Source organism: Exiguobacterium sp. s34 (genome assembly GCF_018617435.1).
Classification (GTDB): Bacteria; Bacillota; Bacilli; order Exiguobacteriales; family Exiguobacteriaceae; genus Exiguobacterium; species Exiguobacterium aestuarii.
Window position 1 is genome coordinate 390,038 of sequence record NZ_JACSKE010000002.1, and the last position, 13,806, is coordinate 403,843.

The following is a 13,806-nucleotide window of genomic DNA, read 5'->3' on the forward strand; positions in this document are numbered from 1 at the left end:
TCCCTTTTCTTTATGCTTCTTCTTGCATGTCTTCTTGCTGTGATTGTCCAGTCTCCACTAACAGTTTCCGGACACGGCGTTTTTCCACGTGGAGAACGGTGAACGTCAAGTCTTGATACGTCACTTGCGCACCTTTCTCCGGGATGTCGCCGAGTAATTCTACGAACCAACCGCCCATCGTGTTGGAATCGACGTCTGGTTCCGCAATCCCCATCTCTTCGGCGAATTCATCGACGTTCATGTCAGCCATACACTCGTATACGCCTTCACGGAGACGTCTGAGATAGACGACAGATTCGTCGTGCTCATCCCAGATGTCGCCGACGAGCTCCTCGAGCATGTCTTCTAACGTGATCAGACCCGCCGTGCCCCCAAATTCATCGAGGACGACAGCCATGTGAGATTGTTTCTGTTGGAGAATCGGAAGTAGTTCAATCAATTTCGTCTGCGGTGACACATACGTGAGCGGTCGAATGAGCGAACGGACATCCGTCACTTCATCCTTCATCATCGAACGCAAGAAGTCACGTTCTGACAAGACACCGATGACGTTGTCAATCGAGTCTTTGTAGACCGGCAAACGTGAATGTCCACCACTGAAAATCGTGTCTTTGATTTCATCGAGCGAATCGTCGATGTCGACTGCCAAAATATCGATTCGCGGCGTCAAGACGTCATCGACGGTAATATCGTTGAAGGCGAAGGCGCTATGGACGAGCTCAGCTTCCGTCTCACCAAGCACACCTTCTTCTTCTCCCATATCGACGAGCACTTTCAACTCTTCTTCCGTGACTGACGGCTCCTTGGCTTTCATCCCAATCATCCGAAGCGTCAACTTCTTCAAGCCAGTGAAGATCATCGTCACCGGTTTGAGGACTTTGACGAGGAACACGAGAATCCCGCTGATGAGAAGCGAATACTTCTCCGCAAATTCTTTGGCGAGCGATTTCGGTAAGATCTCACCGAAGATTAAGATGATGACCGTCGTCGCGAACGTCGACACGAGAAGACCCGTACCGCCACTGAAAATCGATGTGGCGATGGCGGTCGATACCGTCGCCGAACCGATATTGACGATGTTGTTCCCGACGAGGATCGTCGAGAGCGTATCGTCAAAGCGGTCGACGAGACTGAGGACGCGTTTAGCGGCTTTGTCGCCGTCTTCTGCCATCCGAATCATCCGAACACGGTTTACACTTGAAAGCGCCGTTTCTGCTGATGAGAAAAACGCTGACAACATGATGAGAACTACATATAGAATTAAACTTGACGAGGGCACAGGGTCCACGTTAGCTTCACACTCCGTTTCTTCTTAACAAATAATTTTTTTCTTACTCCACGAACTCGAATTCGAAGTCGAGAATCGCAACGACGCTGCCGTCTTCGGCACCAAGCTTACGAAGATCATCATCGACGCCCATCTGACGCATTTGACGAGCGAATCGTTTGATTGACTCATCATGGTCAAAGTTCGTCATCTTGAAGAGCTTCTCGATACGTGGCCCCGTGATGACGAAGCGATCGTACTCATCGATGTGGATCTGATAGCCTTTCTCTTCCTTCTCATAACGATACACGACACGAGGCGTCGCTGTCTTCTCTTCAAGCTCATCGAGTGGGAATTCAGGTGTCGTATCGACAAAGTTCGCCACTTCGATCAACAAGTTGCGAAGACCATCTTGTGCGAGAGCAGAGATTGGGAAGACTTTGACATCGTCTCCTACCTTCTTCTTGAACTCTTCGAGATGTTCCTCTGCGTCCGGCATATCCATTTTGTTCGCAACGACGACTTGCGGACGCTCGAGGAGGCGTAGGTTATACGACTCGAGCTCACGGTTGATCGTCGTGTAATCTTCGAACGGATCGCGTCCTTCCATCCCACTCATATCGATCATGTGAACGATAACTTTCGTCCGTTCGATATGACGAAGGAATTGGTGACCGAGCCCAACGCCTTGGCTAGCCCCTTCGATGAGTCCTGGAAGGTCGGCCATGACGAAACTGCGGTCGTCCGCTGTCTTGACGACACCGAGGTTCGGTGTGATCGTCGTGAAGTGGTACGCCCCGATTTTTGGACGTGCCGAAGAGACGACCGACAGAAGCGTTGATTTCCCGACAGACGGGAATCCGACGAGTCCGACGTCTGCGAGAAGTTTCAACTCAAGACGCAACTCACGCTCTTGACCTGGTTCACCGTTCTCAGCGATTTCTGGAGCCGGGTTGGCAGGTGTCGCGAAACGACAGTTCCCGCGTCCGCCACGTCCGCCTTTGGCGATCGTCGCTTGTTGTCCGTGCTCCGTCAAGTCGGCGATGACCGTATCCGTCTCTGCGTCGAATACGATTGTGCCAGGTGGGACTTTGACGATGAGCGGCTTCGCTTTACGTCCGTGCATCCCTTTTGACATTCCTTTTTCGCCATCATGGGCGATAAACTTCTTCGAATAACGGAAATCAACGAGTGTGCGCAATCCTTCTTCTACTTCGAAGACGACGTCTCCACCGTGACCACCGTCACCACCTGCAGGTCCACCATCTGGGACATACTTTTCGCGGCGGAAGGCAACCATTCCTTTACCACCGTCTCCAGCTTTTACAAAAATATTAACCTGATCGACAAACATTTATTTCCCCTCCTTTATGTGAAACGTAGTCATCGCTACGTTCTGTTCGTACACATCGGCTGACGTGAGCACGTCTTCCGGGACATCTCCCGTGACGCGAACCATCAGTCCGTCCGTGAACGTCACATGAATCGGCCCGTCCGTGTTTTCTAACAATCGGACAAGCATCTCTGCCACTCGCGCATCATCGATGGCGAGTTGGTCGGTCGAAATCGTATACGTCATCCGTCCTTCCCAATTCGCTTGAATCACGACAAGGCTCGTCTGTGGCACGTTCAGGCGAACGAGCGCACTCTCCTCGTCGGCCTGTTTCCGATAGCGTTCGTAAAGTTCCTCTAGCTTAGTCGGATCGAGTGCCGCATAGAGCGAGATCAATTGAAGCCGATTCATCCATTCGTGACGGACGGTCGATAAGAGCTCGAGTGTCTGTTCTGAATCCATTTGATCCTCTCCTAGAAAAAAAGACTCTAACCAAAAAAGTGGCTAGAGTCTTCTGCGTCGTTCAACTTACGCGACTGGGTAAACGCTCACTTGTTTCTTGTCGCGACCAAGACGCTCATAGCGTACTACGCCGTCAACTTTCGCAAACAAAGTGTCGTCGCCACCACGGCCAACGTTTTCACCTGGGTGAATCTTTGTACCGCGTTGGCGGTAAAGGATTGATCCAGCTGAAACTGTTTGTCCGTCAGCGCGTTTTGCACCGAGACGTTTCGAAATTGAGTCACGACCGTTTTTAGTCGAACCAACTCCCTTTTTCGAAGCGAAGAACTGAAGGTTCAATTGTAACATGAGGTCCACCTCCTATTGTTCAATTTGGATATATTCACCGTAGCTTTGGGCGATCGTGTCTAACTGCACGAGCATCCCTTCTAATAACAGTTGGGTGCGTTCCATATCCTGCGGTGATAAGTCAGGATACGTCTCGACATAAAAGTAACCACCCTCTGTTTGATCTGCCATTTCTACAAGAAGCGATTGACCCGCAAGCGTTTCGACGGCGTTATAGGCACCAAATATGATGGCTGAAACACCGGCGCACACCAAGTCAGAACCAGGTTCTGCAAAATTGGCATGACCAGTCACTTCGACGGAGCGAATCGACTTCGCCTCGTCTCGTCTTACCTTGACCCGAATCATAGCTTACGCTTCGATTTTCTCGATGCGAACTTTCGTGTAAGGCTGACGGTGACCTTGCTTACGACGGTAGTTTTTCTTAGCTTTCATTTTGAAGACAGTGATCTTCTTAGCGCGGCCGTGTTTTACCACAGTACCGACAACTTTAGCGCCTTCTACGAGTGGAGCGCCGACTTTAACATCGTCACCACCAACGAAAAGAACCTCACCGAATTCTACAGTACCTTCGACATCAGCATCGAGTTTTTCGATGTAGATCTCTTGACCTGCTTCAACTTTGATTTGCTTACCACCAGTTTTGATGATTGCGTACATATACGTGCACCTCCTTGTTAAACTCAGACTCGCCATCCTGGGCAGGGCAAATACCTTTAAAACCCGTTCTGTGCGGTTGTAGCCATTTGGGTGCTTCCAAACGAACTAACGTTATAGATAATACCACTCTCAATTATTCATTGTCAACGGCGAGATAAGAAATTCTGACATTCTGCAGACGTCCCGTAAAAGGCAAACTCCGGATCCCCTTCGACGAGATGGACGTCGATGTCAAATTCAAGCCAGGAAGCGTCGTGCCACTTTTTCGGTAGCGAGAGGACGACCGCCTCGTATTGCCCGCTGAGATCGAGGAGCGCGCGTTCAAACTGCGAGAAAACGGCTAGCTTCGACGGCTTGCCCGCATAGGTCATCCGGTCTTGAATCGAGCGTCCGGTCCGCTCCCTCGACATTTCAAACAATCCCATCCGTGTGAATCCGTACACTTCGACACGACGTGGGTCGCGTGCCCCGAGTTCTTTCATTTTCTTGAGCAGTCGGGTCTGCCCTTCTTTCGAACCACGGAGGAAGTCGATGACGATCATCCCGCCGATATTACGTAAGCGCAACTGTTCCATAATTGTATAGAGTGCCGCTTCATTGATCGTATCGGCCGCACGTCCTTTATCTTTGACGGCGACGTTCTTCCCGCTGTTGACGTCGATAACGGTCATCGTCTCGACTTGTTCGATCAAGACGAACGCCCCTCCATCCAACCAGACGGCACGACTTTCGAGCTTTTCAATCATCCCATCGAGACGTTTCGCCTCCGGGATTCGTCCTTTGCCGATATGACGTTTCACAGGGACGTCGAGTCGCTCAATGCGCGCCTGTCCTTCCTTGTCGTTCAAAAGGACTGATTCGACCGCATGACGGCGTACGAAATGTTCACATAATAGCTCGTCTTGACCGTAGCGCTGTTCAATCACGGTTTTCGCACGATCTCGAAGCAAGTCGAGTTCTTCCTGTAAGGCGTCTGGTGCCACTTGGCCGGCCTCCGTCCGAAACAGGACCCCTTCCTCTTCTGAAAGGGCGAGCGACTTCGAGAGGCGGTCCTGCGTGACGAGGTCGAGCTTTCGACTGAACAACTTCCGACGACCGTATGGGAAGTAGACGAGATAGCGTCCACCGAACCGAATGTTTTCTGTCACCTTATGATGCTTGCCGTTGATGCCTTCTTTCGTCACTTGCACGAGTCGTTTTTCCCCGACGACAGCCGCTTGTCCGATCGCTGGCACGTCCGGATACGAGGCGAGCGCGCGAAGCGTCTCCGCAATCGGTAAAAAGAACGTCGTCTCCCCGTCCGTCAAAAAAGCCGCCCCGAGTGACGGATGAATCCGTTCAATCGCAGCCTCGACGATCGTACCGACCGACAACTGGTCGACGAAGCGTTCCTCGACTTCGAGCAAACGTTCCCCGTCTACGAGCATCGCCCGTTCGATGGAAGGTGTTCGTTCGTAGATTAACTTCATGTGCACCTCTCCTTTCGACAGAAAAAGGCAACTTTCGTTGCCTTTACGCTTTTTTCATTCCAAATTTCATCATGAGTCGTGCCCAGAAGCCGACCGGTGCCGTCTCCGTCTGAATCGACATGAGCGGGACCGATTCACCGAGGATGCGGCGCGTGATGTTGCGGTACGCTTGTCCGGCATTGTTGTCCGGGTTCATCGTGACCGGTACCCCACGGTTCGCAGCGGCAATGACTTCCTCATCATCGATGACGACGCCAAGGAGGTCAATCGACAAGATGCGCATGATATCATCGATGTCGAGCATATCCCCTGATTCGACGAGGTGATTTTTCACCCGGTTGACGATCAGCTTCGGCGCTTCGATGTGATTCGCTTGTTCGAGCATCCCGATGATGCGGTCCGCGTCTTGGACGGCCGCCTTCTCTGGCGTCGTGACGACGATTGCCTCATCCGCCCCAGCGATTGCGTTCATGAATCCTTGCTCAATCCCCGCAGGGCAGTCAATCAAGACGAAATCATATTCCGTCTTCAATTGGTCGACAATCTCTTTCACTTGCTCAGGATTGACCGACGTCTTGTCTTTTGACTGTGCGGCCGGAAGCAAGTACATCTCTTCGAACCGTTTGTCGCGAACGAGCGCCTGGTTCAATTTACATTGTCCTGTAATGACGTCGACGAGGTTATAGATGCTCCGGTTGTCGAGTCCGAGAATGATATCGAGGTTCCGCAACCCGATATCCGTATCGACGAGACAGACCGAGTGTCCAGACAAGGCGAGCCCCGTCCCGATGTTGGCGGTCGTCGTCGTCTTGCCGACGCCCCCTTTTCCTGATGTCACGACGATGGCTCTGCCGTTTTTCACTTCTTTTTCTGTATGTACAGGCTCCACTACTTGCTCCATTCCACTCACCCTCTCTGTAATTCCATTGCATATGCGTCTTTCAGACCGGTCATGACGTGGCGGAGACGTGTCATCTCGATCCCGTCATTCGTCTGGTACGCACAACCCATCTCAATCTCAGGAAGTTCTTCTTCATCGTCGGACGTGAGAACGTGTTCGCCGATTGCCAAAAACTTCGGATGGAGTAGGCTCGCGGTGATGACCGCTTCTTCCCATCCTTCGACACCCGCACGCACATTTCCTCGTATCGTGCCTAAACAATAAATACTTCCCGTCGCCCGGACCTCTGAGCCAGGGTTGATATCCCCGATCACAAGTACCGAACCATCAAACGTGAGGACCTGTCCACTGCGAATCGTCCCGCTATGATAGTGGAACGTCTTTCTGCCGTACGTTGCTTTCGCTTCTTCCGTCAACATGACATCGCTCGACAAGTCTTCAATATAAAAAACGCCATGACGAGCGACGACCTCACGAATTTGACGTGTCAGCTCCTCGTCAAGATAACGAGTACCCGCGTGCAACTTCAGGGCAATCTTACCGGACGGCGGCTCCATTTCTTGTAATGTCGCTTCAAAGTCCGTAAGCACCTCGTCGATGCCACTCTTCGGATTGAAGTGGATGGCAATTCCGTTGCGATGTCCTTTAATCGTAATGTGTCGTTTACGCTCCATCATGGCTACCCTCTTTTCACAACAGGTCGGATCGTCACATACCGCATCATCGGATAATAAAGAATCACGATGGCGATGGCATTGACGAGCACGGTCCCTGGAATCTGTTCAATCAATAGTGTTTGAATCGTCATCAACGTCCCACCGATCGCCGCCATGATCCCGTATATCGCAACTGTGAATACGACAATCATGAACGTAAAGGTGATGGTGACGGAGAAGAAGTTCTCACCTATATATTTTAACACGAAGCTGGCTAAGAGAGGAATGAGTGAAAAAGTAAATACATAAATTCCAAGCAAGTCGGTATAGACGATATCATACAGCAACCCGAATACAAGACCGAACCCGAGCGCCGTCTCCCATCTGCCATACAGACTGACGAACATCAGCCCAATCAACGTCAATAAGAGATAGGGCGTGGCATAGTGCCACGAGAAAATCGATGCCCATGTTCCTTCAATAAGAAAAAGGAGGAACAGGGCGATGAACACTTTCATGTTACTCACCCGCTGCTCCTCCTTCCTCGGGACCCGTTAGAAACGGTTCGTCTAGTGTCCGATCAATCACGTACATTTGTGAGAACTCATTGAAGTCGGCCTCCGGTTTGATTCGGGCGACTTGCGAGACGCCATATTCATCCGTCTCGATCGACTCGATCGTACCGATGACGAGTCCGGCCGGGTAACGTCCCCCGAGTCCAGAGGTCGATACGATTTCTCCTTCTTTCAACTTGACGCTATTCGATACTTTCGTAAAGAATAACTCGTTCGTCTCCGTATCGAACCCGTCAATCGTCCCATATGTCGCTTTGCCGTCCGCATCTTTGACGACAGCCGAGACGTTGTTCGTCCGGTTGTTGTCGCTGAGCAGTTGCACTTGTGACGTATAGGCACTCGTTTGAATGACACGACCGACCATTCCGCTCGCTGCGGTCACGGCCATGCCTTTCTCAACGCCGCGTTCAGAACCGACGTTGATGGTGACGTAGCGTTGCCAATCGTTCGGTGTCCGACCGATGACCTCCGCAGGAATGAGGTCGAAGTCGCGTAACGACTTGTCTTTCGCTTCGACCATTTTTCGAAGCTCCTCATTCTCACGGCGCAAGTCATCTGCCTCAACCGATACCTCGGCGTACTTCGCCAAATGTTCTTTTAGTTGGCGGTTCTCTTCGTAGATGTCGCGGACGTCCGAGATGGATGAGACCGTCGAGTCCATCCATCCGATTGGTACCGCGAACACTCGCTGGAACGTGCCGACCACATCACGCGTGACGTCTTGGTACCAGGCTGATTCCGATCGTCCTCGAATCGAAACCCCTAAAATGACGAAAAACAAGATCAGTACAATTAGCGTGATGATGAGCTTTTTATTGCGTACGAATCGGCTCATCGTGTCTCACCTCTCATCGACGTGACGAGATGCCTGATTTCGAACGGAGGACGTCCATCATTTCAAGAGATTTTCCTGTACCGACTGCTACACAGTCGAGTGGCTCATCCGCAACGAGTGTCGGGATGTGCGTCTCGTCTGAGATGACGTCGTCCAAGTTTTTGAGGAGCGCGCCGCCGCCTGTCAAGACGATTCCACGGTCCATTACGTCAGCCGCGAGTTCTGGTGGTGTTTGTTCAAGCGTCTGCTTGACACCTGCCAAGATGGCTTCGACTGTATCCGAGAGTGCTTCGCATACTTCTGTAGACGACACTTCGATTTGTTTCGGAAGTCCCGTCACGAGGTCACGACCACGGATTTCCATCTTCTCCGCCTCGTTCGATGCGTCGATGCGCGCCGAACCGACTTCCATTTTGAGCGTCTCGGCCGTACGTTCCCCGATCATGAGGTTGTACTTGTTTTTGATGTAACGAATAATGGCGTCATCCATTTCGTCACCACCGACACGAATCGATTGGCTTGTCACGATGCCGCCGAGTGAGATCACTGCGACTTCGGTCGTACCGCCACCGATATCCACGACCATCGAGCCAGTCGGTTCCCAAACCGGGAGACCTGCGCCGATTGCTGCCGCGAACGGTTCTTCGATTGTGTATGCTTCACGAGCCCCTGCTTGTTTCGCAGCGTCTTCGACAGCACGTTTTTCAACAGACGTGATACCACTTGGTACACAAATCATGACGTTCGTCTTCGATGAGAACAAACCGCCTTTTGATTTTTGAGCTTGTTCCATGAAGTATTTAATCATCGTTGCTGTCGTTTCAAAGTCAGCGATAACGCCGTCTTTCATCGGACGACGAGCAGAGACGTTCCCTGGTGTACGTCCAATCATATCTTTGGCCTGGTTACCAACGGCCTCAATTCTACCTGTATCTGTACGGAACGCCACAACGGACGGTTCACGAACAACAATTCCTTGACCCTTTACGTAAACGAGCGTGTTAGCCGTTCCAAGGTCGATTCCGATTTCTCGGTTAAAACTACGAAACATAGGTGTTGCTCCTCTCTTCGTTACACTATTTTTTATTATAACGGAAAAATCATGTTTGAAAACGTTCATTCGATTACAGGTTATTTACAATAACCGCATCTCAGTCCTGTCTCACCGTCTACTAGTTTGCCTTCTTTTGAGGAAAAAGGCAAATCAAAAAAAGCAGACGCGAGTAGGCGTCTGCCTAAGAGAGAACGGTTACAAACCTGGTTGGAGCGGGAGGAGTAACATCGCGCCGTAGAAGAAGACAGAGAAGATCAGCACCGGTCGAAAGAAGCGGGACGGTTTCACGCGCGTCGCTCCGGCTAAAAAGCTTGTCGTCGTCATCACGAAGATGTAGATTCCAACATACATAAGAAGTAAGCGGACGAGCACCGTCCAGATGCCGAGTTGATCGAGTTCATTGAAAGAGACCATAACAAGACCAAGATAGGCGATGAGCGATAGAACACCTAGCCCGACACCGACGATTGGTGAGACACGGTCGAGCCAGTGGTCCTCGTCGAACCGAAGGAATAGCGCCGTACTCACAAATAAAAATAGGACGAACAGGACAAACGAGAAGAGGGTCGTGTCTAGTTGGACGTAGCTCACGAGGAGCGATATACCAAGCATGAACAACCAAATGATTTTTTCCATGTTGAACACCTCACCTGATATCTTATCAAAGTCCAAGAGTCAATTGGAGGAAATTGTATATTATTTCTCGCTCGTCACAATCTCTTCAATAAATGAAGGATAGATTGTTGTAGGGAGATGTAGAGATTGTTTTCGTTTAATCGGATGTATAGACTTTTCAAAAATGTTTTCACGTTATGAACGACATACCAATACGATTCCTCATCAAGATGTTGTTTCCGCTCCTCCAAGAGATGCGGGAGCTGCTCTACTTGATGAAGGAGGATTTCAGAATCCATCCCTCGTTCGAGTAAACGTAGGAGCGGATTGATAAGACGTTCGTCTTCATCATGCGCCAATATCTCGGAACGCATGATTTGTTCGATGATGAGATTGAACAGTTCAGGAAATGACTTCGGATTGAGTTTAGGATTTGCGATGAGCTCGTCTACCGCATCTGCAGCATGGGCAATCGAGTGGGCCCATCCCTTCCCATTTACGTATCCTCTTGTGTCTTTCTCTAATGTTAAATATTGAATAAGAGCAGTCGTTGTCCGCTTGAACTGTTCCTCTGTCAAAAAGTTCTCTTCTATATCCCGATGGAGGATCAATGCCAACAACAATGTCGTGAATGCTCTCGTGAAGACCGAATTCGACTCTCTTTCCTCAATCTTATAAAACAGAAGAGCATTCAAACACGTATCCAACAGATCACTCAATGTATCAGCTTCAATCTCTTTTTGCTCAATGATTAAGCGAAAGAACATCGTGTATATGAGTCGATCACGGAGTTCACCGTCCGTTGATCCGATATGTTGAACCATACTCGTGAGTATGACTTCTTTATTAGTTGCATAGTATGTCATGTCGCCCCGCTTTATCTCTTGAAGAATGTTCTTCAATTCATTCTCATTCAACACACTCATCATGTTTCACCAACTACCCTATTTTTCTATTCAAAGTTCGTCTCAATAATTTCGCATCCGATATTCTACCCATGGAAGATACAGAAGTTGTTCTATTCATCCATTATTACACATTTAGCATCCAAACTTTTTATCATAGTAACAAAACACGCTTTCGACAAGATGGTTCAAACATTGTCGAACGAATATAAATCAAGATGTTTTGAATTTAGGTATATCAATAATAGGAAAAGCTATAATAAAATTATATTTTATCCATTTTCAGGAGGTTTTTAGAATGAAGTTTTATGAAAAGACTTGGTTTATAGTCCTTATGCTAATCTTATTTTTCCCTGTCGGATTAATTCTTATGTGGAGATTCGATAAGTTTTCAGTTCCTCAGCGCATCATCATCACCGTGTTACTCCTTTTATTTTTTGGATGGATATTTACGGGTGAGGAGAAGATTAGTGCTGAGCAATGTAAACAAAATATTGATCAGGTAAAAGCACAGCTGACAGCTCTGCAAAATGAATATGATGAACTGACTCTAGACATTGAAGGGTATAAAGAAGAAATTGCAACTCTGACCAACAAGGTCGAATCGTCTGATAAAATCACAGCTGAAAAAGTAAAAGATGCTGAAGATAAAATTCGTAAAGAAAGTGAAGAAGAAATAAAGAAAGCCATTGCCGAGGTTGAAAAGCGTGCTGATGAAGAAATAGCCGCGGCCAAAGCAAAAGCTGATCAACAAGTTGCTGCTGCAGTCTCTGAAGCTGAAGCACAAATTGATGAGAATAATTATGTAGCAGCTGAGACAGAAACTGCTGCCTCACCACAGTTCTTCCAAAACTGTACGGATTTACGAGGGACGCATCCAGGAGGAGTGCCTTCAAATCATCCAGATTATCAGCCTAAAATGGACCGTGACAAAGATGGATGGGCATGTGAGTAATTGAAAGCAAAAACACATAAGAAGTAGAAAACCACCCGTAACAAGGTGGTTTTCTACTTGAAGAGATTATTTCAACTGTTAGCTCGACGATTTTGATGCTTATCATTAACTCCATAAAAAACCATTGATAGACCGATAATCAAACAAATTAGCCCACCAAGTCCTGTTGTGATCATGGAAGACTGTTCAGGATAAAACTCTTTACTTAGAGTCAAGAATATAAAAAATATCCATCCAACAAGATTGATCTTATGTCTTTTTGACAACCCAGCTCCTCCTCTTCAATTAAAGGATTCATAACTATTATTCAATCATTGTCTTGACCATGTTTTCAACCTGACATTTCTTATTACGAGGTCAGTTATTGCTATTTCCTGAACTGTTTTAATTTCATCCACTGCATCATTTCCGATAACAATTGAAAAAATTAGAATGAAACAAAAAAGCAGACATCATCATGCCTGCTTCCCACTTCTCAACCATTCATATATCCCCGCTGCTTCATACTAACATAGTGGTCTTCCCCGATGATGACGTGATCGAGACAGGCGATGCCGACGATGTTCCCTGCTTCGACCAACCGTTCGGACACTTCGATATCTTCCCGACTCGGGGTCGCGTCCCCGCTCGGATGGTTGTGCACGGCGATAAAGCACGCTGCCGACAATTTGAGTGCTTCACGGAATACGTCGCGCGGATGCACAATCGACGAATTGAGTCCACCGACAAAGAGCGTCTTCCTCGCGATGAGCTGATTTTTTGTGTTGAGGTACAGACAGACGAAATGCTCTTGATTTAGTAGTCGCAACTCATCTCGCAACAACTCATACGCATCTTGCGGCGACCGAATCGTGGGCATACTCGCTTTCGGTTCTTCGACGTATCGAATCCCGATTGTGAATGCGGCGAGGAGTTGCTCCGCTTTCTTCTTCGTCATCCCTTCGATTTTGCACAAATCATGAACGGACGCCTGCGACAGCGCCCGTAGCGTTGGATACACGTCCGAGATGCGGCGCGCCGTCTCCATCGGGTCGGGTCCCCGTCCTCCGATTTGAAGCAATCTGGCGATGGCGGTCTCTACACTACGGTCAAGCACCATGGTCATTCCTTCACCTACTTTCAAGGCATTCACAGGAAGCGAGGCGTCACCCCATGCCGGTCGAGCGTCTTGACGAGCGGATGGATCGGTAAGCCGACGACGTTATAAAAATCACCTTCGATTTTCTCAACGAAAAGACCACCCGACCCTTGGATGCCATAGGCACCTGCCTTATCATACGGCTCTTCTGAATCGAGGTAGTCTTCCATCCAACTCTCGGGAATCACATCGAACGTTACATGCGTCGTCGTAACGAACAAGTCTTGGGTCGCACCGATGATGCTCACACCGGTGAGCACTTCATGAGTCGAGCCGGATAAGCGTTCAAGCATCCGTTTCGCATCCTCATGGTCAGTTGGTTTTTCCAAAATGACACCGTCTAAAACGACGACGGTATCTGCACCGACCACAATGGCATCTCGATGATCACGCGCCACGTCCAACGCTTTTTCGCGGGCGAGACGCCCAACATACTCACTCGGTGATTCCTTACCGTCCGTACCTTCCGTCACGTTCGATGGGATAACTTCATGCTCGATGCCCGCTTTCCTGAGTAACTCGGTGCGACGTGGTGACATCGAGGCGAGGATGACACGCTTCTGTGTTGTATTCATTGTATCGACTCCTTCTCTTCTTCTGAAACGGGCTTCCTTGCCGTTTCTCACTTCTCTG

Annotated in this window: 17 protein-coding genes and 1 other annotated feature; of the genes, 1 reads left to right on the forward strand and 16 read right to left on the reverse strand. The window is 49.1% G+C overall.

Going from position 1 to position 13,806, the window contains the following annotated elements; translation table 11 throughout:
* Nucleotides 1-10 precede the first annotated feature (10 nt).
* From KNO87_RS05625 to KNO87_RS05690, 14 genes are all read right to left on the reverse strand, one after another.
* Complete coding sequence (locus KNO87_RS05625; protein ID WP_214789311.1) at nucleotides 11-1,288, reverse strand: hemolysin family protein; 1,278 nt, start codon at nucleotides 1,286-1,288, stop codon at nucleotides 11-13.
* Between the two features lie 43 nt (nucleotides 1,289-1,331).
* Complete coding sequence (obgE, locus tag KNO87_RS05630) at nucleotides 1,332-2,621, reverse strand: GTPase ObgE (protein ID WP_074035227.1); 1,290 nt, start codon at nucleotides 2,619-2,621, stop codon at nucleotides 1,332-1,334.
* Entirely contained in the window at nucleotides 2,622-3,062 is a 441-nt protein-coding gene (locus KNO87_RS05635; protein WP_214789314.1) for a Spo0B domain-containing protein, read from the reverse strand.
* Between the two features lie 66 nt (nucleotides 3,063-3,128).
* On the reverse strand, nucleotides 3,129-3,410 hold the full coding sequence (rpmA, locus tag KNO87_RS05640; RefSeq protein ID WP_015881155.1) for a 50S ribosomal protein L27: 282 nt from the start codon (nucleotides 3,408-3,410) through the stop codon (nucleotides 3,129-3,131).
* Between the two features lie 12 nt (nucleotides 3,411-3,422).
* The gene (locus tag KNO87_RS05645; RefSeq protein ID WP_015881154.1) at nucleotides 3,423-3,758 is read right to left on the reverse strand and encodes a ribosomal-processing cysteine protease Prp; all 336 of its coding nucleotides are present in this window, start codon (nucleotides 3,756-3,758) and stop codon (nucleotides 3,423-3,425) included.
* 3 nt (nucleotides 3,759-3,761) lie between these two features.
* On the reverse strand, nucleotides 3,762-4,070 hold the full coding sequence (rplU, locus tag KNO87_RS05650) for a 50S ribosomal protein L21 (RefSeq protein ID WP_015881153.1): 309 nt from the start codon (nucleotides 4,068-4,070) through the stop codon (nucleotides 3,762-3,764).
* A gap of 15 nt (nucleotides 4,071-4,085) precedes the next feature.
* Nucleotides 4,086-4,158 (reverse strand) — a sequence feature (ribosomal protein L21 leader region).
* Between the two features lie 55 nt (nucleotides 4,159-4,213).
* Nucleotides 4,214-5,539, reverse strand: a complete 1,326-nt coding sequence (locus KNO87_RS05655) for a ribonuclease E/G (protein ID WP_214794302.1) — start codon at nucleotides 5,537-5,539, stop codon at nucleotides 4,214-4,216.
* Nucleotides 5,540-5,582: 43 nt separating this feature from the next.
* Nucleotides 5,583-6,440 (reverse strand): septum site-determining protein MinD, encoded by an 858-nt coding sequence (gene minD, locus KNO87_RS05660; RefSeq protein WP_214789320.1) that lies wholly within the window; start codon nucleotides 6,438-6,440, stop codon nucleotides 5,583-5,585.
* 5 nt (nucleotides 6,441-6,445) lie between these two features.
* Nucleotides 6,446-7,114: a septum site-determining protein MinC gene (locus KNO87_RS05665; RefSeq protein WP_251126502.1), complete on the reverse strand. Its 669-nt coding sequence runs from the start codon at nucleotides 7,112-7,114 to the stop codon at nucleotides 6,446-6,448.
* Between the two features lie 5 nt (nucleotides 7,115-7,119).
* The gene (gene mreD / locus KNO87_RS05670; RefSeq protein WP_083600174.1) at nucleotides 7,120-7,614 is read right to left on the reverse strand and encodes a rod shape-determining protein MreD; all 495 of its coding nucleotides are present in this window, start codon (nucleotides 7,612-7,614) and stop codon (nucleotides 7,120-7,122) included.
* A gap of 1 nt (nucleotide 7,615) precedes the next feature.
* The gene (mreC, locus tag KNO87_RS05675) at nucleotides 7,616-8,506 is read right to left on the reverse strand and encodes a rod shape-determining protein MreC (protein ID WP_214794306.1); all 891 of its coding nucleotides are present in this window, start codon (nucleotides 8,504-8,506) and stop codon (nucleotides 7,616-7,618) included.
* Between the two features lie 13 nt (nucleotides 8,507-8,519).
* Nucleotides 8,520-9,557, reverse strand: coding sequence for a rod shape-determining protein (locus KNO87_RS05680; RefSeq protein WP_214695333.1), 1,038 nt, complete (start codon nucleotides 9,555-9,557; stop codon nucleotides 8,520-8,522).
* 198 nt (nucleotides 9,558-9,755) lie between these two features.
* A complete protein-coding gene (locus tag KNO87_RS05685) occupies nucleotides 9,756-10,196 on the reverse strand; it encodes a hypothetical protein (protein ID WP_214794308.1) in 441 nt (146 codons plus the stop codon).
* A 74-nt stretch (nucleotides 10,197-10,270) separates the two neighbouring features.
* Nucleotides 10,271-11,101: a DUF2785 domain-containing protein gene (locus KNO87_RS05690; protein ID WP_214794310.1), complete on the reverse strand. Its 831-nt coding sequence runs from the start codon at nucleotides 11,099-11,101 to the stop codon at nucleotides 10,271-10,273.
* Between the two features lie 277 nt (nucleotides 11,102-11,378).
* Between KNO87_RS05690 and KNO87_RS15495 the strand changes: the two genes are divergently transcribed.
* Nucleotides 11,379-12,035 (forward strand): excalibur calcium-binding domain-containing protein, encoded by a 657-nt coding sequence (locus KNO87_RS15495; RefSeq protein ID WP_214794312.1) that lies wholly within the window; start codon nucleotides 11,379-11,381, stop codon nucleotides 12,033-12,035.
* 475 nt (nucleotides 12,036-12,510) lie between these two features.
* On the opposite strand, the gene radC is transcribed toward KNO87_RS15495, so the two are convergent.
* Both radC and KNO87_RS05705 read right to left on the reverse strand, forming a co-directional pair.
* Nucleotides 12,511-13,140 (reverse strand): RadC family protein, encoded by a 630-nt coding sequence (gene radC / locus KNO87_RS05700; RefSeq protein WP_015881143.1) that lies wholly within the window; start codon nucleotides 13,138-13,140, stop codon nucleotides 12,511-12,513.
* Nucleotides 13,141-13,163: 23 nt separating this feature from the next.
* Complete coding sequence (locus KNO87_RS05705) at nucleotides 13,164-13,748, reverse strand: Maf family protein (RefSeq protein WP_214794314.1); 585 nt, start codon at nucleotides 13,746-13,748, stop codon at nucleotides 13,164-13,166.
* Between the last annotated feature and the right edge of the window lie 58 nt (nucleotides 13,749-13,806).